This window comes from Mycolicibacterium rutilum, from assembly GCF_900108565.1.
Lineage (GTDB): Bacteria > Actinomycetota > Actinomycetes > Mycobacteriales > Mycobacteriaceae > Mycobacterium > Mycobacterium rutilum.
In genome coordinates this window covers 2,375,478-2,400,828 of sequence record NZ_LT629971.1, presented here as the reverse complement: position 1 = coordinate 2,400,828, position 25,351 = coordinate 2,375,478, and the positions used below count along the sequence as shown (strand labels likewise).

Here is a 25,351-nt window from a genome sequence, read left to right as displayed (position 1 = left end):
CGAAGCCTACTCGGATCGCCACAGCCGTCGAGGCTCTCCCAGCGCCGCCCCCTGCACCCACCAGATCACCTCGACCGCGACCGCGCCGGCCACCCCGATCAGCAGGGCGATCGTCGTGGTCTTGACGTTCGAAATGTCGAGAATGAACAGGTCACGCGCCAGCGGTATCGAGAAGATGACCACGTAGGCCAGCCCGGACACCGCGACCAGCGCCACCCGCCACCACTGGTACGGGCGTGCCACCACCGCGAGCACCCAGACCGCAGCGACCAGCAGCGTGATCAGCGCCGCCGTCGACGCCTGCGTCTGCTCGGCCGACGACGCTTCGCGGCCCTGGTAGGCGACGAGATAGGAGATGAACGTCGCCAGCCCGACCACCAGTCCGGAGGGCAGCGCCGCCGTCATCACCCGGCGCACGAAGCCGGAGTGGGCGCGCTCGTTGTTCGGCGCCAGCGACAGCACGAACGCCGGGATGCCGATCGTGAACCACGCCGCGATCGTGACGTGGATCGGCTGGAACGGGAACAGCAACGGGTCGGTGCCGAAGAACTTCGAGGCCAGCCCGGCCAGTCCGACGAAGATCGCGAGCAGCACCGAGTACACGGTCTTGGTCAAGAACAGGTTCGAGACCCGTTCGATGTTGCCGATCACCCGGCGGCCCTCACCGACGACGTAGGGCAGCGTCGCGAATTTGTTGTCCAGCAACACTATCTGCGCCACCGCGCGCGAGGCCGAGCTGCCCGAGCCCATCGCCACCCCGATGTCGGCGTCCTTGAGCGCGAGTACGTCGTTGACGCCGTCACCGGTCATCGCGACCGTGTGCCCGTGCGACTGCAGCGCGTGGACCATGGACCGTTTCTGGTCGGGCCGCACCCGGCCGAAGGTGGTGTGCGTCTCGAGGGCCTCGGCGAGTTCCTCGGTGGCCTGCGGCAGCTGCCGGGCGTCCATGCACTCACCGTGCAGCCCCAGCGATCCGGCCACCGCGCCGACCGAGACCGCGTTGTCGCCCGAGATCACCTTGATCGACACCTGCTGGGACGCGAAGTAGTCGAGCGTGTCCCGCGCGTCGGGACGCACCCGCTGTTCCAGCACCACTAGCGCGGCCGGCGTCACGCGGCCCGGCGCGTCGGGATGGTCGACCGGCAGGTCGCTGGCGCCCAGCAGCAGCACCCGCAGCCCGTCGGCGCCGATCTGCTCGGCCTGATCGGCGACCGGCGAACCGGGCTCACACAGCACGTCGGGCGCGCCGATCACCCAGTTGCCGTGCTCACCGTAGGACGCGCCGCTCCACTTGGTCGCCGATTTGAACGGTGCGACGGCGGTCGCGGTCCAGCCGGGCGGCATCTTGTAGGCCTCCGCGATCGCCTGCATGCTGGCGTTCGGGCGGCCGTCGTCGACGGCCAACTGCGCCAGGATGTTTCCCACGTCGGTCTCGTCGAGGCGCTTGAGGTCCGACACCCGCATCCCGTTCTCGGTCAGCGTTCCGGTCTTGTCGGCGCACACCACGTCGACCCGCGCCAGCCCCTCGATCGCGGGCAATTCGTTGACCAGGCACTGCCTGCGGCCCAGCCGGATCACGCCGACCGCGAACGCGATCGACGTCATCAGCACCAGACCTTCGGGCACCATCGGCACCAGCGCGCCGACCATCGCCAGTACCGAACGGCGCCAACCGGATTCGGTGGTGAACAACTGCGTGTAGATGATCAGCAGGCCGGCGGGGATCAGCAGGTAGGTGATGAACTGCAGGATCTTGTTGATGCCGCTGCGCAGTTCGGAGTTGACCAGCGTGAACTTGCTCGCCTCCTCGGCCAGCTTCGCCGCGTACGCCTCCCTGCCGACCTTGGTGGCCCGGTACGCGCCGCTGCCCGCGACGACGAAACTGCCCGACATCACCTGATCGCCGGGGTCTTTGGCGATCGGGTCGGCCTCCCCCGTCAGCAACGACTCGTCGACCTCGAGGTTGGCCTCCTCGACGATCTCGCCGTCGACGACGATCTGGTCACCGGGGCCCAGTTCGATGATGTCGTCGAGCACGACCTCGCTGGGCGGCACCGCGGTGGTGCCGGACTGCCTGCGCACCAACGGTTTGGCCTGCCCGACGATCGCCAGCTTGTCGAGCGTCTGCTTGGCCCGCAACTCCTGGATGATGCCGATGGCGCTGTTGGCGATGATCAGCAGGCCGAACGCGCCGTTGATCACCGAACCGGTGGACAGCACGATGACAAACAACACCCCGAGGATCGCGTTGATCCGGGTGAACACGTTGGATCGGATGATCTCGGAGACGCTGCGCGCCGCGCGGGTCGGCACGTCGTTGGTCTTGCCTTCGGCGATCCGTTGCGCGACTTCGGCGTCGGTCAACCCGACGGCGTGGGTCTCGGGTATGGCGGTCACTTGACGAACGTCCCCTTCTCGAACGTGTCGTAGTACTCCAGGACGAGCCGGTTGCCGTCGAAGCGGGCCTCGGAAACCGTTCCGGGCGGCGCGTTCTCGGTGACGAAGCGGAAGGTGAACGTGTCGCCGTCCCAGTGTTCGAGCGGCACGTCGAGCTTGGTGCCCAACGCCAGGTGCAGTTTGCCGTCACGCTCGGTGATTCGCGCCGGTCCCCAGTACTCGTTGGCGTAGGTGCCGACATACGACGACAGTGGGCCCGCCGGCGCCGGGTTGGCGGGTGGCTGCTTGCCGACCAATGCGCCTGCCGGCTTGTCCATTTCGGCGAAGGCCGCGCTGTAGAGCCCGTACCAGTCCTCCCGCACCTCGCTGAACTGCACGAGGTCGGCGAACTGTGCGGTCAGCGCCTCGGGCACGCCGGTCGGGGTGGCGTTGGTGAGCGCGACGATTCCGACGTCGGCCGACGGCAGCATCAGGATGTTGGTTCCGGCACCCAGTTCGAACGCACCGGAGTGGCTCAGCTCCACCCGGGCGGCCGACGTCGTCCCGACGTTGAAGCCGAAACCGTAGAAGCCTGAGCGCATCGCGGGTTCGCTGGCCGGGCTCGAGGTCACCTGCGGGCTGAGCGCGGGCAGCAACGCCTTCGGGTCCAGGAGCTGCCGGCCGTCGTGCTTGCCGTCGGCGAGCACCATCGCCAGCCACCGGGTCATGTCGTTGACCGAGGAACTCGCCCCGCCCGCAGGGCCTTCCGCGTCGGCGTCGCGCACATAGGACGGCTCGTAGCGGCCGTCGACGTGGATATGGCCGACGGCTCGGTTGGTCCTGGCCTCGTAGTCGGCGAACCGGTAACTCGTCACACCCATGCCCAGCGGGCCGAACAGCACGTCGTCGGCGAGGGTCTCCCACGGCTTGCCCGCGTTGACAGCGACGGCCTCCGCGCCCGCGGTGAAGCCGAAGTTGGTGTAGGCGTACGAGACCCGGAACGGGTCGAGCGGCAGCTGGCGCAGCCGTTCGAGGACCTGGCGGCGGTCGTAGCCGAGGTCCTCGAGCGTGTCGCCGGCGTGGTCGGGCAGCCCGGAGCGGTGCGACATCATGTCGCCGACGGTGACCATCCGGGTTACCGCGGGGTCCGACAGCGCGAACCACGGCAGCTCGGACACGATCGGGGTGTCCCAGCCGACCGCCTTCTGGCCGACCTGGTGGGCGACGACCGTGGCGGCCAGCGACTTGGACACCGAGGCCAGCTGGAAGACCGTGTCCGCGTCGACCGTCGCCTCGGCTCGCACGTCCTTGACGCCGAATCCCTTGGCGTACACCGTCTTCCCGCCGTGCACGACGGCCACCGCCATGCCGGGGATGCCCGACTTCTCCATCAGGTCGGAGGCCAGGCCGTCCAGCTGCGCGACCGCGTTGTCGACGGCGTTCTCGGGCAGCGGCATCGCGGGCACCAGCGGCGGCGGCACCTCGGACTGCGCGCTCGGCGGCGGCTCAGCCGACCCGGCGGGTTCAGCGGGCTGCGCGCCGCATCCCGCGACCAGCAACAGCCCTGCGGCGGCCCACCGGGCCAGTGCGTTCATGACGTGAACGGTAGCTCAGAACCGCCACCACGGGTCGGATGCCGGCGGAGCGTCCGGATCGACGCGCTGCCCCGGCTTGGGCACGATCACCTGGACTTTTTCGGCGTCGGCCGCGCGTAGCAGGCGCTCGACCGGTTCAGCCCACGGATGCGGGGCCAGCCGGAACGTCGCCCAGTGGATCGGCACCAGCAGGCCGCGGTCGGGTTCGGCGACGTCGAGGTGCGCGCGGACCGCCTCCTCGGGGTTCATGTGGATGTCCGGCCAGGCGGGATGATAGGCGCCGATCGGCAACAGCGTGACGTCGAAAGGTCCGTGCTCGGCACCGATTTGGGCGAAGCTCTTCGTGTAACCGGTGTCGCCGCCGAAGAACGCCCGGTGCCGCGGCCCGAGGATGACCCACGACGCCCACAGCGTGGTGTTGCGGGTCAGCAGCCGGCCCGAGAAGTGCCGCGCCGGCGTGCAGACCACCGTCAGCTCACCGATGGTGTGGCTCTCGTGCCAGTCGAGCTCGACGATGCGGCTCTCCGGTATCCCCCACTTGCGCAGGTGCGCGCCGATCCCCAGCGGCACGACGAACGGCGCGCGCTGGGTGCGTGCCAGGCCGACGATCGTCTCCATGTCGAGGTGGTCGTAGTGATCGTGGCTGACCACCACCGCGTCGACGGCGGCCAGCGCCTCCAGCGGCGCGGGCACCTCGTGCATGCGTTCCGGGCCGACGGCCTGCGACGGGGAGCACCGGCGGCTCCACACCGGGTCGGCGAGCACCCGGTAGCCGTCGAGTTCGATCAGCGCCGAGGAGTGCCCGAACCAGCAGACCGACGCCCGCGCGGTCGGGTCGGTCGCCGCCGGGGTGACGACCGGTATCGATCCGGCCGGCCGGGTGACGCCGCGCGAACCGAGCAGTTCGCGCACGAGCAGGCGCTGCTGTTCGGCCTCGATGCTCATCATCGACGCGGGCTCGAGGTTGTTGAACACGCCGTCGCGGTAGTTCGGCGAGCGCCGCGCGACCGCCTCGATGTCGGTGGGCGACGCGCCGAGCGACGCGGGAGTGCCCTGCAGCGCGCGCAGCACCCAGCCTCCGGCCAGCAGCGACGCCGTGCCGAGGCCGAGCCGGAGCGCGCTGCGGATCATCAGGCGCCCTTGAAGTTCGGCGGCCGTTTCTCGATCCGCGCCACCTGGGCCTCGATGACGTCCTGACTGGCCCACGCCCGGTCGAACAGTTCCTGGTGCTCGGGCCACGGGTCCTCGTAGGCGCCGTCGTCGTTGAGCACCCGCTTGGCGTGCTGCAGCGCCAGCGGTGCGAACCCGGCGATCTCGGCAGCCCACGCCTGCGCGTCTGCGAGGGTGCCGATGCGGTTGGCCATCCCGGTCTGCAGCGCGTCGTCGGCGGTGAGCCGCTCGGCGGCCAGCAGCATGCCCCGCGCGCGGCCGGCACCGACCAGCGACGTCAACCGCCGGATGCTCCAGTTGTCCAGCGCCAGACCGTATTTGGCGACCGGGAACTGGAAGTAGGCGTCGGGCGCGACGACCCGCAGGTCGCAGATCATCGACAGGATGACGCCTGCCCCGATCGCGGGGCCGTTGATGGCGCCGATGACCGGCACAGGTGCCTTGTCGATCGCGACGTTGAGGTCTTTGGCCTTGTCGGGCAGCTGCTCGGCCACCCCGGACGGATCGGACAGGTCGGCGCCCGCGGAGAAGACATGGCCGGCTCCGGTCAGCACGATGGCGCGGACGTCCTCGGCGGCGGCCTTCTCGACCGCCTCGCGGAGCGCGTCGACCAGTTCGACGTTGAGGGCGTTGCGTCGCTCGGCGCGTTGCATCTCCAGGGTCAGCACGTGGCCGTCACGGGTCACACCAATCATTCCGCCAGCCTATATAGGCTGCTGTGGTGAGCCGGATCGGTGCCCTCGAGGTGCGCGACGCCGTGCTCGACGCGGGCTCGTTCCGCAGCTGGGACGGTCCGCCGCTCGATGTCGGCGCAGGTGAGCGCTACCGGCGCGAGCTGGCGGCGGCGGCGGACAAGACCGGCCTCGACGAGTCGGTGGTGACCGGTGAGGGCACCGTGTTCGGCAGGCGCGTGGCGCTGGTGCTGTGCGAGTTCGACTTCCTCGCCGGTTCGATCGGGGTGGCCGCCGCCGAGCGGATCACCGCGGCGGTGCACCGGGCGACCGCCGAACGGCTGCCGCTGCTGGCGTCGCCGAGTTCGGGTGGCACCCGCATGCAAGAGGGCACGGTCGCGTTCCTGCAGATGGTCAAGATCGCCGCGGCCGTCGAACTGCACAAGCGCGAGCACCTGCCGTATCTGGTGTACCTGCGCCACCCGACCACCGGCGGGGTGTTCGCGTCGTGGGGCTCACTCGGTCACGTCACCGCCGCCGAACCCGGCGCGCTGGTCGGGTTCCTCGGGCCGCGGGTCTACGAGCACCTGTACGGCGAGCCGTTCCCCGAGGGCGTGCAGACCGCCGAGAACCTGCACCGGCACGGCGTGATCGACGGCGTCGTGCCCCTCGAATCCCTGCGCAAGACGCTGCACCGCGCGCTGACCGTCGTCGCCGATCCGCCGCAGCCGCCGCCCGCGCTGCCCGAACTCGGCCCGCTGCCCGACGTGCCCGCGTGGGAGTCGGTGGAGGCGTCGCGCCGGCCGGACCGCCCCGGCGTCGGGTATGTGCTGCGACACGGCACGACGGAGCGGCTTCTGCTGTCGGGCACCGGATCAGGCGAGGCGGCCACGACGCTGCTGGCGCTGGCGCGGTTCGGCGGGCAACCCGCGGTGGTGGTCGGCCAGCAGCGGGTGGTCGGCGGGATGGTCGGACCGGCGGCGCTGCTGGAGGCGCGACGCGGCATGGCGTTGGCCGCCGGATTGCGGCTGCCGCTGGTGTTGATGATCGACACGGCCGGGCCGGCGCTGACCGTCGAGGCCGAGCAGGGCGGGCTGGCCGGCGAGATCGCGCGCTGCCTGGCCGAGCTCGTCACGCTGGACACGCCGACGGTGTCGGTGCTGCTGGGCCAGGGCAGCGGAGGTCCCGCGCTGGCGATGGTGCCCGCCGACCGGGTGCTGGCGGCATTGCACGGCTGGCTGGCCCCGTTGCCGCCCGAGGGCGCCAGCGCGATCGTCTACCGTGACCTCGACCATGCTCCGGAACTGGCTGCGGCACAGGGTATTCGGTCGGCGGACCTGCTACGTGACGGCATCGTCGACGTGGTCGTGCCCGAGCACCCGGACGCCGCCGACGAACCGCAACAGTTCACCAACCGGCTGTCTGCGGTGATCGCCAACGAGCTGCACGCGCTGCGTTCGGTGCCCGACGCCGAGCGGCTGCGCGCCCGGCTGGACCGCTACCGGCGCATCGGACTGTGAGCCGCTAACCGCCGAGTTCGGTGACCGCGGTGTCCAGCTGTGCCGCCTGCTCCTCGATCTCGCGGTCCGACGGCGACTCGCCGATCCGGCCGACGAGGTCCTCGCGGGACACCACCTCGAGGGCGCCCCGGTAGTCGGGCGAGGCCAGCCGGCCCGCGCCGATCACCTCGACGCGACCCTCGATGACGACGAGCACCGCGTTCTTCTCCTCGGATCCCATCAGGACCCGCACATCATCGGCCGAGATCATGACTGGTTCCGTCCTGTCTGGTGCTGTAAGCGGTCGATCATCTCCGAGGCTTGCGCCTTGGTCAGGTTCTCGGGCACCTCTTCGCCCGCCTCTTGAGCCAGCGTGCTCAGGTAGCTGCGTTGCGGGCCGGTCATCGGCTCGTCACCGGTGACCCAGTGCGACCGGTCCTTCTGCGGGTTCTCCTGCGGCGCGCGGCCGGCGTCCTCACTCATGGCCTAGCTATGCCCGCTGATCGACCGGTTCATGCGAGCCCGCGCGGTCGAGTGTCACGGGGCGTCCAGATAGCGCTGCAGGGTCGGGCCGAGCGACGCGACGACCTCGTCGTGCGTCATCGCCGTCAGCGGAGGCAGCGCCAGCACGTAGCGGCACAGCGCCAACCCGAGGGTCTGCGTCGCGATCAACGCCGCCCGCCGCTCCGGCGCCACCGGGTTGAGCTTCGCGATCACCGGCAGCAACTGGCCCACGAAGATCTCCCGCATTCGTTGCGCGGCATCGTCATTCGTCGCACTCGAACGCAGCAGCACCACCAGCGCCTCGTCGCGCTCCCAGCGGTTCATGAAGTGGGCGATCAGGCGGCCGCCGACGTCTGCTCGATCACCGTCGGTGAGGTCGGGAATCTGCAGGTCGAACTCGGCGGCAGCGGCGAACAACTGGTTCTTGTTGCCGAAGTACCGCATCACCATCGACGGGTCGATGTTCGCGTCGGCGGCGATGGCCCGGATCGTGGCGCGTTCGAACCCGCTCGTGGCGAACCGCTCCCGCGCCGCCGCCAGGATGACCGCCTTGGTTTCCGCCGAAGATCTCCGCATGCCAACAAGTGTAGGCCAACAACTGTTGACATACGCCGCATAGAGGCGCATCGTGGATGCCAACAAGCGTTGGCATTGAGAAGGAGCAGAGATGAACGACACCGACGTCCTCATCATCGGCGCAGGTCCGACCGGGTTGGCGGCCGCGGTTGCGCTGGCCGCGCGCGGGATCGCCGCGACCGTCGTCGACCATCAGGCGGCGGGGGCGAACACATCGCGGGCCGCCGTCGTCAACGCGCGCACGCTCGAGGTGCTCGAAGACCTCGACGTGGCGCGCCGGCTGGTGAAGGAAGGCATCGCGGCGCCGCGGTTCACGATCCGCGACCGCGGCCGCACGCTGATCCCGGTCGATTTCAGCCCGCTGCCGACCAGTTATCCGTACTCGCTGATGGTCCCGCAGTCGACGACCGAGCGGCTGCTAATCGACCGGCTGACCGAACTCGGCGGCTCGGTTGTGCGCCCGAAGACCGCCACCGCGATCAGCCAGGACGCCGACGGCGTGACCGCCGTGTTCGACGACGGCGACGCGATTCGAGCCCGCTACGTCGTCGGCGCGGACGGCGTGCACAGCGTCGTGCGGGAGCAGGCCGGCATCGGGTTCGAGGGCGACACCTACGACGAGTCGTTCGTGCTCGCCGACGTCCGGCTGGCCGGCACCGCACCGCACGACGAGGTGATCCTGTACTGGGCCAAGGAGGGGCTGACGGTCGTGGCGCCGCTGCCCGACGGCGTGCACCGCATCGTCGCGCCCGTCGCCGAGGCGCCCGCCGAGCCGTCGGCCGAGTTCGTGCAGCAGCTCCTCGACACCCGGATTGGCACCGCGAAACTGGTTGTGTCCGAGGTGATCTGGGGCTCGCGGTTCCGCATCCACCACCGCGTTGCCGACAGCTTCCGGGCCGGTCGCCTGCTGCTGGCCGGCGACGCCGCCCACGTGCACAGCCCGGCAGGCGGGCAGGGCATGAACCTGGGGATCCAGGACGCCGTTGCGGTCGCCGACGCGCTGGCCGCTGCGCTCGGCGGCGCACCGGAGACGGTGCTCGACGACTACGCCGCGTCCCGCCGCCCGATCGCCCGTGACGTCGTGGCGATGACCGACCGGCTGACGCGGCTGGCCACCCTTCCGCCGGCGGTGCGGCCTCTTCGCAACGCCGTGATCTGGCTGGCGGGCCGGCTTCCGGGTGTGCGTCGCGCGGTGGCGCGCCGGCTCAGCGGTCTGGTGTACCGGTGAGGCGTGCGTACTGACCGCGGCTGCGCGCGTACAGCACGGCCGCCGCGGCCGCCGCCTCGACGAGCGCGACCAGCGTGGCGGCGGCCATCAGCGTCGACGGCTGCGCGGTGACCTCCGCGCCGTGGTGGTGGGCGGGGCCCGGCAGGTGCAGCGCGATCATCGCCAGGTTCATCAGCGCGACGATCACCCAGGCGCGGGCGCGCCCGTCGCGCCACAGGTCGCGGGCGCAGTACAGGCAGGCCGCGATCATCACCGCCAGCAGACCGGTCGCGGCGGCGCTCCCGGCGTGCCCGAGCATGGCGGCGTGCAGGCCCGCTGAGCCCACGGCCAGCGCGGCGCACACCCGTCGTCCGATCACACCCATGAATGTCACACAGATACGGACTCCTCGCAGCGCCGGAACTCATCCCCGTGACAGGATCCGGGCATGGCCTCCGTCACCCCGTTCCGCATCGCCGTGCCCGACGCCGACCTCGAGGACCTGCGGACCCGGCTGCACCGCACCCGCTGGCCGGAGGCCGAGTGCGTCGACGACTGGAGCCAGGGCATCCCGCTGGCCTACACCCGCGACCTCGCCCGGTACTGGGCCGACGAATACGATTGGCGCGCACGCGAAACCGCGCTGAACCGGTTCGACCAGTTCACCACCGAGCTCGACGGCCTCGACATCCACTTCATCCACCAGCGGTCCCCGCGGCCGGACGCGTTTCCGCTGCTGATCACCCACGGCTGGCCGGGGTCGGTGGTGGAATTCCACAAGGTCATCGAGCCGTTGACCGAACGCGGGTTCGACGTGGTGTGCCCGTCGCTGCCGGGCTACGGCTTCTCCGGCAAACCGACCCGCACCGGCTGGGGTGTCGAACGCATCGCGACGGCCTGGGACGCGCTGATGCGCCGGCTGGGATACGAGCGGTACGGGGCACAGGGCGGCGACTGGGGCTCCGCGGTGACCACGCAGCTCGGTCGCATCGGCGGCGCGTGCGTCGCGATCCACCTCAACATGCCGATGGGCGCCCCACCGAAGGGGCACACCGAGTTCAGCGAGGAGGAACTGGCCGCGATCGAACGCCTCGAGTACTACCGCAAGTGGGACAACGCGTACGCCAAGCAGCAGTCCACCCGGCCGCAGACGCTGGGTTACGGGCTGGTGGACTCGCCCGTCGGGCAGCTGGCGTGGATCGTCGAGAAGTTCTGGTCGTGGACCGACAACGACGGGCATCCGGAGAGCGTGCTGCACCGCGACGAGATGCTCGACAACGTGATGCTGTACTGGCTGACCGCGTCGGGCGCGTCGTCGGCGCGGTTGTACTGGGAGAGCTTCTCCTCGTTCGGCGGCAGCAAGCCGGTGCGGGTGCCGACCGGGGTCGCGTCATTCCCCAGGGAGATCCTGCGGTCGCCGCGCTCGTGGTGTGAGAGCAGTTATCACCTCACCCACTGGACGACTATGCCGCGCGGCGGGCACTTCGCGGCGTTCGAGCAGCCGGAGTTGTTCGTCGCCGACGTCGCCGCCTTCTTCGATGGTGTGCGCTGAATGGCGGCGACGATCGAAGCCGACTATCTGGTCGTCGGGGCGGGTGCGATGGGGCTGGCCTTCGCCGACACGTTGGTCAGCGAATCCGACGCGACCGTCGTGGTGGTCGACCGCAACGACCGGCCCGGCGGGCACTGGACGACGGCGTACCCGTTCGTGCGACTGCACCAGCCGTCGGCGTACTACGGGGTCAACTCGCTGCACCTGGGCAGCGACAGCATCGACGAATCCGGGCTCAACGCAGGCTTTTACGAACTGGCCAGCGGCGCCGAGGTGTGCGGCTACTTCGACGAAGTGATGCGCGAGCACCTGCTGCCGACCGGCCGGGTGACCTACCTGCCGGGCAGCGAATACCTCGGCGACGGCCGGGTGCGCGGCGCCGACGGGGATCCGATCGAGGTGATCGCGCGCCGCGTGGTGACCAGCCACACCGAGATCGTCGTGCCGTCGATGCGGCCACCGGCGTACGCGGTCGCGGCCGGTGTGGACGTGGTGGCGCCCAACGACGTGCCGGGGTTCGCCGAGCCGCGGGACCGCTATGTCGTTGTGGGAGCGGGCAAGACCGCGATGGACTCGTGTCTGTGGCTGCTGCGCAACGGGGTTGCGCCGGAGCGGGTGACGTGGGTCAAGCCGCGGGAGTCGTGGGTGCTCGACCGCGGCGCGGTCCAACCGGGCAGGCAGTTCGCGCAGGCGGTGATGCGCGACTTCGGCAACCAGTTGACCGCGGTGCAGGAGGCCGAGTCGCTGCGCGACCTGTTCGACCGGTTGGAGGCCGGCGGATGTCTGCACCGCATCGACACCTCCGTCGAACCGACGATGTACCGCTGCGCGATCCTGTCGGCGGCCGAGCTCGCCGAGCTGCGCCGCATCACCGACGTCGTGCGGATGGGCCGCGTCGCGTCGGTCGAACCGGGCCGCATGACCCTCGACGGCGGCGTCCGCGACGTGGAGGGCTCGGTGCTCTACATCGATTGCAGCGCGGACGGTTTGGGCAGCGAGCCACCGGTCCCGGTGTTCGACGGTGACCGCATCGCGTTGCAGACCGTGCGGACCTGCCAGCCGGCGTTCAGCGCGGCCGTCATCGCCCACGTCGAGGCGGCGTATCCGGACGACGAGACCAGGAATTCGTTCTGCGAGCCGGTGCCCTATCCGCACGAACCCGTCGACTGGCTGCGGATGACGTTGGCGTTCAACCGCAATCAGATGCGGTGGTTCTCCGACCCGGACATGCTGGCGTGGGTCGACGCTGCCCGACTTAACGCGCTGCACCACGTGACGGCCAACGTCAGCGCGCGGGCGCGGGAGCGGATCGTCTCGATGCTCACCTCGCAGTTGCCTGCGATGAACGCCAAGCTCGAGACGCTGCTGGCCGACGGTTAGGCCAGCGACTCCACCCACGCCCGGTGCAGCGCGGCGTAGCGGCCGTCGTCGCGGCCGATGAGGTCCTGCGGGGCGCCGTCCTCGACGATGCGGCCGTGTTCGAGCACCAGCACGCGGTCGGCGATCTGCACCGTCGACAACCGGTGGGCGATCACCAGCGCGGTGCGTTGTGCCAGTACGGTTTCCAGCGCTCGCTGCACCATCCGCTCGCTGGGGATGTCGAGCGAGGACGTCGCCTCGTCCAGGATCAGCACCGCGGGGTCGGCGAGGAAGGCACGCGCGAACGCGACGAGTTGCCGCTGCCCGGCCGACAATCGGCCGCCGCGCTTGGCGACGTCGGTGTCGTAGCCGTCGGGCAGCGCGGCGATGAACCGGTCGGCGCCGACGGCCGCGGCGGCCGCGGTGACTTCGGCGTCGCTGGCCTGCGGCCGGCCGAAGCGGATGTTGTCGGCGATGGTGCCGTCGAACATGAAGTTCTCCTGCGTGACCATCACGACGTGGCGGCGCAGGTCGCTCTGCGACAGGCGGCGCAGGTCGACGCCGTCCAACGTCACGGCGCCTTCGGTGGGGTCGTAGAACCGGGCGATCAGCTTGGCGATCGTGGTCTTGCCGGCGCCGGTGGTGCCGACCAGTGCGACGGTCTGCCCCGCGGGCACCTCCAGCGTCAGGCCGGGCAGCACCGGCCGGCCCGCGACGTATTCGAAACGCACGTCGCGGAAGGCGATTTCGCCGCGCACGTCGTGCAACGCGACGGGCCGCTGGGGGTCCTCGATGCCCGGCCGCTCGGCCAGCACACCGGCCAGCTTCTCCAGCGCCGAGGCCGCGGACTGGAAGGTGTTGAAGAACTGCGAGATCTCCTGCATCGGTTCGAAGAACATCCGCAGGTACAGCAGGAACGCGGTGAGCGTGCCGATCGTCATCTCGCCGCCCAGCACCCGGTAGCCGCCGTAGAGGAGCACCACGCCGGTGGTGAGGTTGCCGACGAGTTTGACCCCGGGCATGAAGATCGCGAGCAGCTGGAACGTGCGCTCGTTGTCGTCCTTGTACCGATCGGCGATGTCTTCGAAGATCTGCTGGTTGCGCGGCTCGCGGCGGTAGGCCTGCACGGCCTTGATGCCCGTCATCGTCTCGACGAACTGCACGATCACCAGCGCGGCGCTCTCCCGCACGCGTCGATAGGTGCGCGCCGACTCCTTGCGAAACCACCACACCAGCGCGACCAGCACCGGGAACGCGGTCAGGCACATCAGCCCGAGCCGCCAGTCCAGCGTGATCAGCAGGATCGCGGTGCCGAACAGTGTCAGCACCGCGGTGATCAGGCTGTCGAAGCCGGTCTCCAGCATGTCCTGGATCGCCTCGACGTCGTTGGTGGACCGGCTGACCACGCGCCCGGACGTGTAGCGCTCATGGAATGCGATGTCGAGGCGCTGGAAGTGCCGAAAGACCCTGCGGCGCAACTCGAGAAGCACCTTCTGTCCGATCCGGCCCGACCGCCGCAGGAAGAACATCCGGCTGGTGGCCTGCACGACGACCACGACCGCCAGCACGCCGACGATCGTCATCAGCGTGCGCGCCGACCCGCCGTCGACGATGGGTGGGATGCCGCGGTCGATGCCGCGCTGCACCAGGATCGGCACCGACAGCCGCGCGGCGTTCTCCACCACCACCACGAGCGCGAGCAGACCGATCGTGAGGCGGTACGGCCGCAGCAGTGAGCCCAGCAGTGCGCGGGCCTCGCGGCGCCGGGGCAGGTTCTCGTCGATCGGCAGATCGTCGGAGTGCTCCTCGTACTTGCCGCGCCAATCCGTGGTCGTCATCGGCGCTCGGCCTCCGAGGTGACGTAGCGGCGGGGCTCATTCTCCTCGACGAGGTGCTCGAGGCGGCTGCGTTCGTCGTCGTCCTCCCAGTCGCAGGCGCGTTCGCTGCCATCGTCGAGTTCGTCGTCGGCGGCCAGCAGGAACCGGTACTGCGGCACGTCGGCCAGCAGCTCGGCGTGGGTGCCGACGTGGGTGATGGTGCCGCCCGCGAGCAGCGCGACCTTGTCGGCCAGCAGCACCGTCGACGCGCGGTGGGCGACGACGATGCCGGTGACGGCGTGCAGCACCCGGCGCAGCGCCTCCTCGACGACGGCCTCGGTGTGCACGTCGAGCGCGGACAGCGTGTCGTCGAGCACCAGGATCTTGGGCGCTGCCAGGATCGCGCGCGCCAGCGACAAGCGTTGCCGCTGACCGCCGGACAGGCTCATGCCCTGTTCGCCGATGCGGGTGTCCAGGCCGAACGGCAGGTCGTGGACGAACTGCGCGGCGGCGACGTCGATGGCCTCGGCGAGCTCGTCATCGGAGGCGTCGGGCCTGCCGAGCCGGATGTTCTCGGCCACCGACATGGAGAACAGCGTCGGGTCCTCGAAGGCGGTCGCGACCGCCTGCCGCAGCGCCGACAGCGACAGCTCGCGGATGTCGCGGCCGTCGATGAGGATGGCGCCCTCGGTGACGTCGTAGAGCCGCGACAGCAGCGCGGTCAGCACCGACTTGCCCGAGCCCGTCGCACCGACCAGCGCCACCGTCTCCCCCGGCTCGACGGTGAGGTTCACGTGCCGCAGCACCCAGTCCTCGGAATCGGGGAAGCGGAACCCGACGTCGACGAGTTCGAGTCGCCCGCCGCGGGGCGCCTCGGCCACCGGGCCGTCGGCCAGTTCCCTTTCGGCGTCGAAGATCTCGGCGATCCGGTTCGCGGCGGTGAACGATTCCTGGGTCATCGACAGCAGGAAGCCGAGCGAGGCGATCGGCCAGACCAGCGACAGCATCATCGTGATGAACGCGACGAGCGTGCCCATCGTGACGTGGCCCTCGCCCGCGGCGTAGGCGCCGAACCCGAGCACCACGATCAGCGTGAGGTTCGGGATGACCTCGAGCAGCGTCCAGAACTTCGCCGACACCGACACGCGGTCGATCTGTGTCTCATAGAGGTTGGTGAGCTGTTCGTCGAAGCGGTCGTAGACGTAGTCCTCGCGGCCGAACGACTTCACCACCCGCAGGCCCAGCGCCGACTCCTCGACGTGGGTGGCGACGTGGCCGGCCTGGTCCTGCGCCAGCCGCGACAGCCGCGTGTAGGACTGCTGAAAGTGCAACACCGTCAACGTGATCGGCACGATCGAGATCACCACGACCACGCCCAGCGGCCAGTACATCACCAGCAGGATCGCGGTCACCACCGTGATCTGCAGACCGTTGAGAAGCAGGAACAGCATGCCGAACGACATGAACCGGCGAATCGTGCCCAGGTCGTTCATGATTCGCGACAGCAGCTGGCCGGACTGCCAGCGCCCGTGAAACGACATCGGCAGGATCTGCAGCCGCGCGTAGAGGTCCTTGCGGATGTCGGCCTCGACGCCCATCGTCGCGCGCGCGGCCAGCCACCGCCGGATGAACCACAGCACCGCCTCGGAGATCCCGACGCCCATCGCGACACTGCCCAGCAGCCACAGGCCCTTCGGGTCCTGATGGCGCACCGGGCCGTCGATGACGGCCTTGGTCATCAGCGGGATGGCGATGGTGGCGCCGAGGCTCGCGATCGCAACGGTGACCATCGCGATCCACCGCGCGCGGTACGGCAGCAGGTACGGCAACATCCGCCACAAGTCCGAACTCGGCCGCGGGCGGCTCGGCGGTCGGGCGATGGCCGGTGAGGAATCCAGGTTCATCGCCACCTCCATCCACCCTCGGTCACACGCAACCTCCGAACAACGCTGCGGTGGTGTACCCGAATTCCTTAGCTGCTCTATCACCAGTACACCCGGGGTGTGACACCATCGCCAACCGGCGAGCCATGCCCCTCAGGCGGCGGCCTCCTGGCTGCCGAACTGCGTCTCGTACAGATCGGCGTAGCGGCCGCGGGCGGCCAGCAGCTCGAAGTGGGTGCCGCGCTCGACGATGCGACCGTCCTCGACCACCAGGATCTGGTCGGCGGCCCGCACCGTCGACAACCGGTGGGCGATGACGATCGACGTGCGCCCGGCCAGCGCCTCGGCGAGCGCCTGCTGCACGGCGGCCTCGGACTCCGAGTCCAGCGATGCGGTGGCCTCGTCGAGCACGACGACCCGGGAGCGACCGAGCAGCAGCCGGGCGATGGTGAGCCGCTGGCGCTGACCGCCGGAGAGCCGGTAGCCGCGTTCGCCGACGATGGTGTCGAGGCCGTCGGGCATGTCGGCGACCACGTCGGCCAGCCGGGCGCGCTCGAGTGCACGCCACAGGTCGTCATCGCCGGCGTCGGGGGTCGCGAGCCGCAGGTTGTCGCGGATCGACTCGTGGAACAGGTGCCCGTCCTGGGTGACGACGCCGACGGTCTCCTTCAGCGACGCGAACGACGCGTCGCGCACGTCGACGCCGTTCAGGGTGATCGCGCCGGAGTCGACGTCGTACAGACGGGCGATCAGCGACGCGATGGTCGACTTGCCCGCACCCGACGACCCGACCAGCGCGACCATCTGGCCCGGCTGCGCGGTGAACGAGATGCCGTGCAGCACTTCGTCACCGGCGCGCACGTCGCTCTCGCTGAGCTCGGCGACCTCTTCGAGTGAGGCCAGCGACACCTTGTCCGCCGACGGATAGGAGAACCGCACGTCGTCGACGGTGACCGACACCGGACCGGCAGGCACGGTGACCGCGTCCGGCTTCTCCTGGATGAGCGGTTCGAGGTCGAGTACCTCGAAGACCCGCTCGAAAGAGACCAGCGCCGAGGCGATTTCGACGTGCGCGTTGGCCAGCGCGGTCAGCGGCGCGTAGAGCCGGGTCAGCAGCAGAGCCAACGACACGATCGCGCCGGCCTGCAGATGGCCGCCGATCGCGAGCACCCCGCCGAGCCCGTACACCAGGGCCAACGCCAGCGCGGACATCAGCGTCAACGAGTTCATGAACACCGACTGCAGCATCGCGGTCTTGACGCCGATGTCGCGCACCCGGCCTGCGCGGACCGCGAACTCGCGCGACTCGGTGGCGGGGTTGCCGAACAACTTGACCAACGTCGCGCCGGGCGCCGAAAACCGTTCGGTCATCTGGGTGTTCATGGTCGCGTTGTGGGCGGCGGCCTCGCGCGAGAGCCGGGCCATCGCCGCGCCGATGCGGCGGGCGGGCACGATGAACAGCGGCACGAGCACCAGCGACAGCAGCGTGATCTGCCATGAGATCGACAGCATCACCACAAAAGTCAGCGTGAGCGTGACCAGGTTGGCCACCACCCCGGACAGCGTGTCGGAGAACGCCCGCTGCGCGCCCATCACGTCGTTGCCCAGCCGGCTGACCAGGGCGCCGGTGCGGGTGCGGGTGAAGAACGCGACCGGCATGCGCTGCACGTGGTCGAACACCGCGGTGCGCAGGTCGACGATCAGGCCTTCCCCGATCGTGGACGACAGCCAGCGGGTGGCCAGGGAGGTGGCGGTCTCGGCGAGCGCGACGGCCGCGATGACGGCGGCGAGCAGGACGACGGTGCGGGTCGACCCGCCGGTGATCGCGTCGATCACCTTGCCGGCCAGCACGGGGGTCGCGACGGCCAGCAGCGCGCCGACGACGCTGACCGCGACGAACCCGCGTAACCGCGCGTGGTGGCGGCCCGCGAAGCGCCAGATGCGACGCAGCAGCGCCCGATCCAGAAGCGAGCGCAGGTCCCCGCCGCGTGCGCGCGTCTGCCGGTACAGCGTCTGGCGGGCGACGGTCTCGATACTCATTCGTTCACCGTAGGACCTCAACAATGGATGAGGTCAACGCTGATAGAGACTTCTCCTATGCAACTGCCGAACAAGCTGCACAGCTGGGAGAAGCACGCCGAGTGGCCGCTGGCGGCGGTCGCACTCGCTTTCCTGCTCGCCTACGCCGTCGATGTCCTGGCTCAACCGCACGGTGCGGTCAAGACCGCGGTGGCGGTGATCACGGCGGTCACCTGGGTGGTGTTCGTCGTCGATTACCTCGTCCGGCTGGCGTTGGCCACCGATCGGCCGCGCTGGTTCGTCCGTCACCTTGTCGATCTCGCGATCGTCGCGCTGCCGCTGTTGCGGCCTCTGCGCCTGCTCCGGTTGGTGGTCCTGCTCAGCGCGCTCCAGAAAGCCGTCGGGAACGCCATCAGGGGGCGCGTGGTCATCTACGCGATCTCATCGGCAGTGCTGTTGATCTTCGTCGCATCCCTGGCGGTGCTCGAAGCCGAACGCCCCGGGCCGGGCGAGATCAAGAACTATGGGCAGGCGGTCTGGTGGTCGATCACCACCTTCACCACCGTCGGTTACGGCGACCTGGTTCCCGAGACCACGCAGGGCAAGCTCGTCGCCGTGTTGCTCATGGCGGGTGGTCTCGCGCTGATCGGCACACTGACCGGCACCATCGCCTCCTGGATCGTCGAGCGCGTGGGTGAGGCGGATTCACGAAATCGGGTGGCGACGGCCGCTCACGTCGAGCAGCTGCGGGCCGATGTGCGGCAGTTGACGGACGAAGTCAGGCGGTTGCAGCGGCCGATCGAGGATCGGACCTGACCGGCGGCCTCCCGCAGTTCCCGGAGCGCATCAGGCAATATTGCCTACATGGACAGTTCTGGTGGTTCGCCCCGGGTACTCGTCGTCGACGACGACCCCGACGTGCTGGCCTCGCTCGAGCGTGGGCTGCGGCTGTCCGGGTTCGACGTGTCCACCGCCGTCGACGGTGCCGAGGCGCTGCGCAGCGCGACCGAGACCCGGCCCGACGCGATCGTCCTGGACATCAACATGCCCGTGCTCGACGGCGTCAGCGTGGTCACCGCGCTGCGCGCGATGGACAACGACGTCCCGGTCTGTGTGCTCTCGGCCCGCAGTTCGGTCGACGACCGCGTAGCCGGCCTGGAGGCAGGCGCCGACGACTACCTGGTCAAACCCTTCGTTCTGGCCGAACTGGTGGCCCGGGTCAAGGCGCTGCTGCGCAGGCGCGGGTCGACGGCGACGTTCTCGTCGGAAACCATCCAGGTCGGCCCGCTCGAGGTCGACATCCCGGGCCGTCGCGCGCGCGTGAACGGCGTCGACGTCGACCTGACCAAGCGCGAGTTCGACCTGCTGGCGGTGCTGGCCGAGCACAAGACCGCGGTGCTGTCGCGGGCTCAGCTGCTCGAGTTGGTGTGGGGCTACGACTTCGCCGCAGACACCAACGTCGTCGACGTGTTCATCGGGTACCTGCGCCGCAAGCTGGAGGCCGGCGGCGCGCCGCGACTTCTGCACACTGTGCGTGGAGTGGGATTCGTGCTGCGGACGCAGTGAGGACATGAACCTGCTGTCGCGGATCTTCCGCCGGACCCCGTCGCTGCGCACCCGCGTGGCGCTGGCCACCGCGATCGGCGCCGCGATCGTCGTCATCATCGTCGGCACCGTGGTGTGGATCGGCATCACCAACGACCGCAAGGAACGCCTGGACCGTCGCCTCGACGAAGCCGCCGGCTTCGTGATCCCGCTGCTGCCGCGGGGCCTCGACGAGATCCCCAAATCGCCGAACAACCAGGACGCCGTCGTCACCGTGTATCACGGCGACGAGGTGACGTCGAACTCCGATGTCGTTCTGCCGCAACTGGATCCGGGCTATGCCGACACCTACGTCGACGGTGTGCGCTACCGCGTCCGCACGGTCGACATCCCCTACTATCCGGGGCCGATGTCGGTGGCCGTCGGCGCCACCTACGACGCGACCATCGCCGACACCAACAACCTGCACCGCCGGGTGATCATCATCTGCGTGTTCGCCGTCGGCGCGGCGACGGTGTTCGGTTGGATGCTGGCCGCGCTGGCGGTCCGACCGCTCAAACGGCTGGCGCAGCAGACCCGGCAGATCGAAGCCGGCGACGCCGATCCCGACGTCGAGGTGCGCGGCGCGACCGAGGCCGTCGAGATCGCCGAGGCGGTCAAGGGGTTGCTCGAACGCGTGTGGAACGAGCAGGACCGCACCAAGGCGGCGCTGGCGTCGGCACGCGACTTCGCGTCGGTGTCGGCACACGAACTGCGCACGCCGCTGACCGCGATGCGCACCAACCTCGAGGTCCTCTCGACGCTCGACCTGCCCGAGGAGCAGCGCAAGGAGGTCGTCGGCGACGTCATCCGCACGCAGTCGCGGATCGAGGCGACGCTGGGCGCACTGGAGCGGCTGGCGCAGGGCGAACTGTCGACGGCCGACGACCACGTGCCCGTCGACATCACCGAACTGCTCGACCGCGCCGCGCACGACGCGATCCGGGTGTATCCCGACCTGGACGTGTCGCTGGTGCCCGCGCCGACGATCATCATCGTCGGGCTGCCGGCGGGCTTGCGGTTGGCGGTCGACAACGCGATCGCCAACGCGGTCAAACACGGCGGCGCGACGCGCGTGCAGTTGTCGGCGGTCAGCTCCCGCGAAGGCGTGGAGATCGCCGTCGACGACAACGGAGTCGGGATCCCCGAGGAGGAGCGCACGATCGTGTTCGAACGCTTCTCCCGCGGGTCGACGGCGTCGCATTCGGGGTCCGGTCTCGGGCTGGCGCTCGTCGCCCAGCAGGCCGAATTGCACGGCGGGACCGCGTCATTGGAGGCCAGCCCGCTGGGCGGCGCGCGGCTGCTGCTGCGGCTGCCCGGCCATCAGTAACTTCTGCGCCGAACGTTGATTACCGCTCGATTTTCTGGCGATTTTTCGCGCGGTAATCACCGTTCGGCGGAGATGGGTCAGCGGGTGGCCAGCAGGTCGATGACAAAGATCAAAGTCTTGCCGGACAGGCGATGACCACCACCGGCCGGGCCGTAGGCCTGCTCGGGCGGGATGACCAGCTGTCGGCGGCCGCCGACCTTCATGCCGGGGATGCCGTCCTGCCAGCCCTGGATGAGCCCGCGCAGCGGAAACTCGATCGACTCGCCGCGGTTCCACGAGCTGTCGAACTCCTCGCCCGTGTCGTACTCCACGCCGACGTAGTGCACTTCGACGTTGGCGCCGGGTACCGCCTCGGCGCCGTCGCCGACGACCAGATCGGTGATGGTCAGTCCGCTCGGCGGCGGGCCGTCGGGAAATTCGATCTCGGGCTTTTGTCCTGAAGAGGAAGTCACCGCACTCACGGTAGTCGGGCAGACTGGACTCGTGGCTGAAGACCAAGACATCCTCGATCAAGTCAACCGGCTCGTCGCCGAAGAGCAGGAACTGCGCGGCAAGCTGCAGAACCGCGAGATCGACGAGTCCGAGGAGCATCAGCGGCTGCGGGCCGTCGAGGTGCAACTCGACCAGTGCTGGGACCTGCTGCGGCAGCGCCGCGCGCTGCGCGAGACCGGCGGCAATCCGCAGGACGCGGAGGTGCGACCGCCCGACGAGGTCGAGGGCTACCTGAACTGAGCACGTACGACGCCCTCGTCGTCGGCGGCGGGCACAACGGCCTGGTGGCAGCCGGCTATCTGGCCAAGGCGGGCCGCCGGGTCCTGGTGTTGGAGCGCCTCGACCACGTCGGCGGGGCGGCGGTGTCCGCGCACGCGTTCGACGGTGTCGACGCGCGGCTGTCGCGCTACTCCTACCTGGTCAGCCTGCTGCCGCGGCGCATCGTCGACGACCTCGGCGCCCGCGTCCGGCTGGTGCGCAGGCGCTACTCGTCCTACACCCCCGACCCGGCCACCGACGGCCGGACCGGCCTGCTGATCGGCCCGTCGTCGACGTTCGGTGCGATCGGCGCCGCCGACGACGAGGCCGGCTTCGCTGAGTTCTACCGCCGCTGCGGCGTCGTCACCCAGCGGCTGTGGCCGACGCTGCTGGCGCCCCTGGTCACCAGAACCCAGGCGCGCGCGCTAGCGGGTGACGACGCGGCCTGGCGGCTGATGGTCGACGAACCGATCGGCCACGCCATCACCGACGCCGTGACCAACGACGTGGTGCGCGGCGTGATGGCCACCGACGCGTTGATCGGGACGTTCGCCCGACTCGAGGAGCCGTCGCTGCGGCAGAACGTCTGCTTCCTGTATCACCTGCTCGGCGGCGGGACCGGCGACTGGGACGTGCCGGTCGGCGGCATGGGCGCGGTGACGGGTGCACTCGCCGCGGCCGCCACCGGATATGGCGCCGAGATCGTCTGCAACGCAGAGGTTTACGCGGTCAATCCGGACGGGGCGGTGCGTTACCGTAAGGACGGCGCCGAGCACACCGTGCACGGCGACGTCGTGCTGGCCAACGTGACGCCGAGCGTGCTGGCCGAACTGATGGGCGAACCCGCACCCACGGCGACCGCCGGCGCGCAGGTGAAGGTGAACCTGATGCTGCGCCGCCTGCCGCGGCTGCGCGACGACAGCGTCACCGCCGAGCAGGCGTTCGGCGGGACGTTCCACATCAACGAGACGTACAGCCAACTGGATACGGCCTACATGCGGGCGGACCACGGCGTGGTGCCCGACCCGTTGCCGTGCGAGATCTACTGCCACTCGCTCAACGACCCGTCGATCCTGTCCGACGAACTGCGTGCCTCCGGCGCTCAGACGCTGACGGTGTTCGGACTGCACACCCCGCATGGACTCGTGTCGACCGGGGACCCGGACCGGATGCGCGACGCGTTGACGTCGGCGGCCTTGAGCTCGCTGAATTCTGTTCTTGCCGAACCGATTCACGATGTGCTGTTGGAGGACGCGTCGGGCAGGCTGTGCATCGAGACGAAGACGACGGCCGATCTCGAGCACTTGCTGGGCATGACGGGCGGCAACATCTTCCACGGCGCGTTGTCGTGGCCGTTCGCCGAGGACGACGAACCGCTCGACACGCCGGCGCGCCGCTGGGGCGTGGCGACCGCCCACGACCGGGTTCTGTTGTGCGGCTCGGGGTCTCGCCGCGGTGGAGCGGTGTCGGGCATCGGTGGGCACAACGCCGCGATGGCGGTGCTGGGCGCCGAGTGAGAAGCCACGGCTGCGAAACCGCCGCGATCGCGACCAGGAATGCTATTTCGCGCAGAGGGCGGTCAGGATCCGCTTCAGCGCGGCGAGGTCGTCGGCCTCCAGCGCCGCCAGCACGTCGGGGGCGGGGTCGTCGACCGTGTCGATCGTGTCGACGAGGGCGCGTCCGGCGTCGGTGAGCGATACGACCTTGCACCGCCGATTAGCCGGATCCACCTGCCGCACAACGAGTCCGCGCGACTCCAGGTCGTTGACCGCGACGGTGGCGGCGGGTGCGTCGATGGTCGCCGCCTGCGCCAGCTCCTTGACCGTCATCGGCCGGCGGCCCAGCCGGCGCAGTATCCGGATCCGGCTGAAGGGCAGTCCCGCCTGTTCGATGGCCGCGCGCTTCCAGCTGTCGCGGTTGTCGATCACGAAGGCGGCCATCGTCCGCCAGACATCGTCCGCCAACGGGTTACGTGACATCGGCGGCCACCAGCGGTGCGAGCCGGTCCGCGGAGCGCAGCGCCCGGCCCGACGTCGAGTAGAAAGCCAGCACGATGATCAACACCCCGAGACCCGCGCAGATCCACCACAGCGGACGGCTGGCATCGGCGAAGTCCGCACCCGCCACCAACGCGGCTCCCGCGACCGAACCGCACAGCGCCACACCGATGCTCACGCCGACCTGCCGACTGGTCGAGGCGATCGCCGATGCGGCGCCGGCGCGGTCGGTCGGCATTCCGCTGACCGCGGCGTTGGTCACCGGCGCGTTGACCATCGAGAACCCGATACCGAAGACGGCGAACACCACGAGCAGTTGCCACACCGGCGTCGTCGCCGACAGCGACGCCAGCATCACCGTCGCCGCCGTGATCAGCGTCCCCGCGACCACCAGCGACGGCCGCGCACCGAACCGGCCGACCATCCGGCCCGACAGCGGCGAAAAGATCAGTGCGCCAACCGCGATCGGCAGATAGATCAGGCCCGTGTGCATCGCGGAGAAGCCGCGTTCGTCCTGCAGGTACAGCGACATCATGAACAGGAACGCGCCCCACGACGCGAACGCGCACACCGCGATCATCGTCGCCGACGCGAACGGAATGCTCCGGAAGAACCTCAGGTCGATGAACGGGTCGGTGTGCCGGGCCTCGTAGGCCAGGAACCCGGCGAACGCGAGCACCGCCGCGACCGCGATCGCGACGACGCGGACGTCGGTCCAGCCGAGGCCGGGGCCTTCGATGAGCACGAACACGATCCCGAACAGGAACGCCACGCCCAGGCCCTGTCCGACGGGGTCGAGGTTGCGCATCGTGGCCGACTTCGACTCCGGGACGAAGATCGCGGTCAGCACGATCGCCAGCACGCAGATCGGCAGGTTGATCCAGAACACCGCCCGCCAGTCGAGCACCTCGATCAACGCCCCGCCCACGATCGGCCCCGCGGCCATCGAGATGCCCACGACGCCGCCCCACACACCGATCGCCCGCGCGCGTTCGACGCGGCCGGTGAACACCTGGGTGATGATCGACATCGCGACCGGGTTCATCATCGACCCGCCGATCGCCTGCAGGAACCGCGCGGCGATCAGGGTTTCGATGTTCGGCGCGAGGCTGCACAGCAGGGACGCCACCGCGAACACCGACAACCCGAGCTGGAAGGTCCCGCGGCGGCCGAACCGGTCGCCGGCGGCGCCCGACAGCATCAGCAGCGACGCCAGCACCAGCGTGTAGATGTCGATGACCCACTGCAGCTGAGACCCGGAGGCGTGCAGGTCGGCGCGGATGTTCGGGATCGCGACGTTGACGATCGTCGCGTCCATCGACACGATCAGCAGGCTCAGGCAGCAGGACACCAGGATGATGGCCTTGCGCCGAGCGCTCAAAGACCGGACGACGGTTTCGTTCACCCAACAATTGTGAAACTACAACTGTTGGCGAGGCAAGCCGAAGTCGCTGTGAAACCG

23 protein-coding genes are annotated in these 25,351 nt (G+C 69.7%); 9 read left to right on the top strand and 14 right to left on the bottom strand.

Annotated features, from left to right (window positions below; all coding sequences use genetic code 11):
* Window positions 1-6 precede the first annotated feature (6 nt).
* The 4 genes from BLW81_RS11780 to BLW81_RS11765 are packed head-to-tail and all read right to left on the bottom strand — an operon-like array spanning window position 7 to window position 5,836.
* Window positions 7-2,397: a cation-translocating P-type ATPase gene (locus tag BLW81_RS11780; RefSeq protein WP_083407334.1), complete on the bottom strand. Its 2,391-nt coding sequence runs from the start codon at window positions 2,395-2,397 to the stop codon at window positions 7-9.
* On the bottom strand, window positions 2,394-3,971 hold the full coding sequence (locus tag BLW81_RS11775) for a serine hydrolase (protein WP_083407333.1): 1,578 nt from the start codon (window positions 3,969-3,971) through the stop codon (window positions 2,394-2,396). Before BLW81_RS11775 ends, BLW81_RS11780 begins: the two co-directional genes overlap by 4 nt.
* A 15-nt stretch (window positions 3,972-3,986) precedes the next feature.
* Window positions 3,987-5,102 carry an MBL fold metallo-hydrolase gene (locus BLW81_RS11770; RefSeq protein WP_083407332.1) on the bottom strand — a complete coding sequence of 372 codons (1,116 nt, stop codon included), beginning with the start codon at window positions 5,100-5,102 and terminating at the stop codon, window positions 3,987-3,989.
* On the bottom strand, window positions 5,102-5,836 hold the full coding sequence (locus BLW81_RS11765; RefSeq protein WP_083407331.1) for an enoyl-CoA hydratase: 735 nt from the start codon (window positions 5,834-5,836) through the stop codon (window positions 5,102-5,104). Before BLW81_RS11765 ends, BLW81_RS11770 begins: the two co-directional genes overlap by 1 nt.
* Window positions 5,837-5,862: 26 nt before the next feature.
* Here BLW81_RS11765 and BLW81_RS11760 point away from each other — a divergent pair, with 26 nt between their 5' ends.
* The gene (locus BLW81_RS11760) at window positions 5,863-7,332 is read left to right on the top strand and encodes a carboxyl transferase domain-containing protein (RefSeq protein WP_083410475.1); all 1,470 of its coding nucleotides are present in this window, start codon (window positions 5,863-5,865) and stop codon (window positions 7,330-7,332) included.
* Between the two features lie 4 nt (window positions 7,333-7,336).
* Here the strand turns inward: BLW81_RS11760 and BLW81_RS11755 are convergent, their stop codons facing one another.
* Genes BLW81_RS11755 through BLW81_RS11745 form a run of 3 tightly spaced genes read right to left on the bottom strand, consistent with a single transcriptional unit; the run spans window position 7,337 to window position 8,391 of the window.
* Window positions 7,337-7,582 (bottom strand): hypothetical protein, encoded by a 246-nt coding sequence (locus BLW81_RS11755; protein WP_083407330.1) that lies wholly within the window; start codon window positions 7,580-7,582, stop codon window positions 7,337-7,339.
* Entirely contained in the window at window positions 7,579-7,794 is a 216-nt protein-coding gene (locus BLW81_RS11750) for a DUF3072 domain-containing protein (protein ID WP_083407329.1), read from the bottom strand. Before BLW81_RS11750 ends, BLW81_RS11755 begins: the two co-directional genes overlap by 4 nt.
* A gap of 54 nt (window positions 7,795-7,848) precedes the next feature.
* The gene (locus BLW81_RS11745) at window positions 7,849-8,391 is read right to left on the bottom strand and encodes a TetR/AcrR family transcriptional regulator (RefSeq protein ID WP_083407328.1); all 543 of its coding nucleotides are present in this window, start codon (window positions 8,389-8,391) and stop codon (window positions 7,849-7,851) included.
* Between the two features lie 91 nt (window positions 8,392-8,482).
* Here BLW81_RS11745 and BLW81_RS11740 point away from each other — a divergent pair, with 91 nt between their 5' ends.
* A complete protein-coding gene (locus BLW81_RS11740) occupies window positions 8,483-9,619 on the top strand; it encodes an FAD-dependent oxidoreductase (protein ID WP_083407327.1) in 1,137 nt (378 codons plus the stop codon).
* On the opposite strand, the gene BLW81_RS11735 is transcribed toward BLW81_RS11740, so the two are convergent.
* On the bottom strand, window positions 9,597-9,983 hold the full coding sequence (locus BLW81_RS11735; protein ID WP_083407326.1) for a hypothetical protein: 387 nt from the start codon (window positions 9,981-9,983) through the stop codon (window positions 9,597-9,599). The genes BLW81_RS11740 and BLW81_RS11735 overlap by 23 nt on opposite strands.
* A 63-nt stretch (window positions 9,984-10,046) precedes the next feature.
* Here BLW81_RS11735 and BLW81_RS11730 point away from each other — a divergent pair, with 63 nt between their 5' ends.
* Complete coding sequence (locus tag BLW81_RS11730) at window positions 10,047-11,150, top strand: epoxide hydrolase family protein (protein ID WP_083407325.1); 1,104 nt, start codon at window positions 10,047-10,049, stop codon at window positions 11,148-11,150.
* The gene (locus BLW81_RS11725; RefSeq protein ID WP_083407324.1) at window positions 11,151-12,530 is read left to right on the top strand and encodes an NAD(P)-binding protein; all 1,380 of its coding nucleotides are present in this window, start codon (window positions 11,151-11,153) and stop codon (window positions 12,528-12,530) included.
* On the opposite strand, the gene BLW81_RS11720 is transcribed toward BLW81_RS11725, so the two are convergent.
* The 3 genes from BLW81_RS11720 to BLW81_RS11710 form a co-directional block, all read right to left on the bottom strand.
* On the bottom strand, window positions 12,527-14,347 hold the full coding sequence (locus BLW81_RS11720) for an ABC transporter ATP-binding protein (protein WP_083407323.1): 1,821 nt from the start codon (window positions 14,345-14,347) through the stop codon (window positions 12,527-12,529). The genes BLW81_RS11725 and BLW81_RS11720 overlap by 4 nt on opposite strands.
* Entirely contained in the window at window positions 14,344-16,230 is a 1,887-nt protein-coding gene (locus tag BLW81_RS11715; RefSeq protein ID WP_407662327.1) for an ABC transporter ATP-binding protein, read from the bottom strand. Before BLW81_RS11715 ends, BLW81_RS11720 begins: the two co-directional genes overlap by 4 nt.
* Window positions 16,231-16,362: 132 nt before the next feature.
* Window positions 16,363-18,249 carry an ABC transporter ATP-binding protein gene (locus BLW81_RS11710; RefSeq protein ID WP_083407321.1) on the bottom strand — a complete coding sequence of 629 codons (1,887 nt, stop codon included), beginning with the start codon at window positions 18,247-18,249 and terminating at the stop codon, window positions 16,363-16,365.
* Window positions 18,250-18,306: 57 nt separating this feature from the next.
* On the opposite strand from BLW81_RS11710, the gene BLW81_RS11705 reads away from it, so the two are divergent.
* From BLW81_RS11705 to BLW81_RS11695, 3 genes are read left to right on the top strand one after another with little or no spacing between them, the layout of a single operon-like run.
* The gene (locus tag BLW81_RS11705; protein ID WP_083407320.1) at window positions 18,307-19,044 is read left to right on the top strand and encodes a potassium channel family protein; all 738 of its coding nucleotides are present in this window, start codon (window positions 18,307-18,309) and stop codon (window positions 19,042-19,044) included.
* A gap of 48 nt (window positions 19,045-19,092) precedes the next feature.
* Window positions 19,093-19,794: a two-component system response regulator PrrA gene (prrA, locus tag BLW81_RS11700; protein WP_083407319.1), complete on the top strand. Its 702-nt coding sequence runs from the start codon at window positions 19,093-19,095 to the stop codon at window positions 19,792-19,794.
* Between the two features lie 4 nt (window positions 19,795-19,798).
* Complete coding sequence (locus tag BLW81_RS11695; RefSeq protein ID WP_083407318.1) at window positions 19,799-21,142, top strand: sensor histidine kinase; 1,344 nt, start codon at window positions 19,799-19,801, stop codon at window positions 21,140-21,142.
* A gap of 77 nt (window positions 21,143-21,219) precedes the next feature.
* Here the strand turns inward: BLW81_RS11695 and BLW81_RS11690 are convergent, their stop codons facing one another.
* A complete protein-coding gene (locus tag BLW81_RS11690; protein WP_173839607.1) occupies window positions 21,220-21,603 on the bottom strand; it encodes an FKBP-type peptidyl-prolyl cis-trans isomerase in 384 nt (127 codons plus the stop codon).
* A 22-nt stretch (window positions 21,604-21,625) separates the two neighbouring features.
* On the opposite strand from BLW81_RS11690, the gene BLW81_RS11685 reads away from it, so the two are divergent.
* The gene (locus BLW81_RS11685) at window positions 21,626-21,874 is read left to right on the top strand and encodes a DUF2630 family protein (RefSeq protein WP_083407316.1); all 249 of its coding nucleotides are present in this window, start codon (window positions 21,626-21,628) and stop codon (window positions 21,872-21,874) included.
* Window positions 21,871-23,409, top strand: coding sequence for a phytoene desaturase family protein (locus BLW81_RS11680; RefSeq protein ID WP_083410474.1), 1,539 nt, complete (start codon window positions 21,871-21,873; stop codon window positions 23,407-23,409). Before BLW81_RS11685 ends, BLW81_RS11680 begins: the two co-directional genes overlap by 4 nt.
* Window positions 23,410-23,451: 42 nt before the next feature.
* On the opposite strand, the gene BLW81_RS11675 is transcribed toward BLW81_RS11680, so the two are convergent.
* The gene (locus tag BLW81_RS11675) at window positions 23,452-23,871 is read right to left on the bottom strand and encodes a MarR family winged helix-turn-helix transcriptional regulator (RefSeq protein WP_083407315.1); all 420 of its coding nucleotides are present in this window, start codon (window positions 23,869-23,871) and stop codon (window positions 23,452-23,454) included.
* Window positions 23,861-25,294: an MFS transporter gene (locus BLW81_RS11670; RefSeq protein ID WP_083407314.1), complete on the bottom strand. Its 1,434-nt coding sequence runs from the start codon at window positions 25,292-25,294 to the stop codon at window positions 23,861-23,863. The genes BLW81_RS11675 and BLW81_RS11670 overlap by 11 nt, the downstream gene beginning before the upstream one ends.
* Between the last annotated feature and the right edge of the window lie 57 nt (window positions 25,295-25,351).

Excerpts from the sequence above, each read along its gene's own strand:
- BLW81_RS11775 (WP_083407333.1), bottom strand. The coding sequence starts at position 3,971 with ATGAACGCACTGGCCCGGTGGGCCGCCGCAGGGCTGTTGCTGGTCGCG.
- BLW81_RS11770 (WP_083407332.1), bottom strand. The coding sequence starts at position 5,102 with ATGATCCGCAGCGCGCTCCGGCTCGGCCTCGGCACGGCGTCGCTGCTG.
- BLW81_RS11765 (WP_083407331.1), bottom strand. The coding sequence starts at position 5,836 with ATGATTGGTGTGACCCGTGACGGCCACGTGCTGACCCTGGAGATGCAA.
- BLW81_RS11755 (WP_083407330.1), bottom strand. The coding sequence starts at position 7,582 with ATGATCTCGGCCGATGATGTGCGGGTCCTGATGGGATCCGAGGAGAAG.
- BLW81_RS11750 (WP_083407329.1), bottom strand. The coding sequence starts at position 7,794 with ATGAGTGAGGACGCCGGCCGCGCGCCGCAGGAGAACCCGCAGAAGGAC.
- BLW81_RS11745 (WP_083407328.1), bottom strand. The coding sequence starts at position 8,391 with ATGCGGAGATCTTCGGCGGAAACCAAGGCGGTCATCCTGGCGGCGGCG.
- BLW81_RS11740 (WP_083407327.1), top strand. The coding sequence starts at position 8,483 with ATGAACGACACCGACGTCCTCATCATCGGCGCAGGTCCGACCGGGTTG.
- BLW81_RS11735 (WP_083407326.1), bottom strand. The coding sequence starts at position 9,983 with ATGGGTGTGATCGGACGACGGGTGTGCGCCGCGCTGGCCGTGGGCTCA.
- BLW81_RS11730 (WP_083407325.1), top strand. The coding sequence starts at position 10,047 with ATGGCCTCCGTCACCCCGTTCCGCATCGCCGTGCCCGACGCCGACCTC.
- BLW81_RS11725 (WP_083407324.1), top strand. The coding sequence starts at position 11,151 with ATGGCGGCGACGATCGAAGCCGACTATCTGGTCGTCGGGGCGGGTGCG.
- BLW81_RS11720 (WP_083407323.1), bottom strand. The coding sequence starts at position 14,347 with ATGACGACCACGGATTGGCGCGGCAAGTACGAGGAGCACTCCGACGAT.
- BLW81_RS11715 (WP_407662327.1), bottom strand. The coding sequence starts at position 16,230 with ATGAACCTGGATTCCTCACCGGCCATCGCCCGACCGCCGAGCCGCCCG.
- BLW81_RS11710 (WP_083407321.1), bottom strand. The coding sequence starts at position 18,249 with ATGAGTATCGAGACCGTCGCCCGCCAGACGCTGTACCGGCAGACGCGC.
- BLW81_RS11705 (WP_083407320.1), top strand. The coding sequence starts at position 18,307 with ATGCAACTGCCGAACAAGCTGCACAGCTGGGAGAAGCACGCCGAGTGG.
- prrA (WP_083407319.1), top strand. The coding sequence starts at position 19,093 with ATGGACAGTTCTGGTGGTTCGCCCCGGGTACTCGTCGTCGACGACGAC.
- BLW81_RS11695 (WP_083407318.1), top strand. The coding sequence starts at position 19,799 with ATGAACCTGCTGTCGCGGATCTTCCGCCGGACCCCGTCGCTGCGCACC.
- BLW81_RS11675 (WP_083407315.1), bottom strand. The coding sequence starts at position 23,871 with ATGTCACGTAACCCGTTGGCGGACGATGTCTGGCGGACGATGGCCGCC.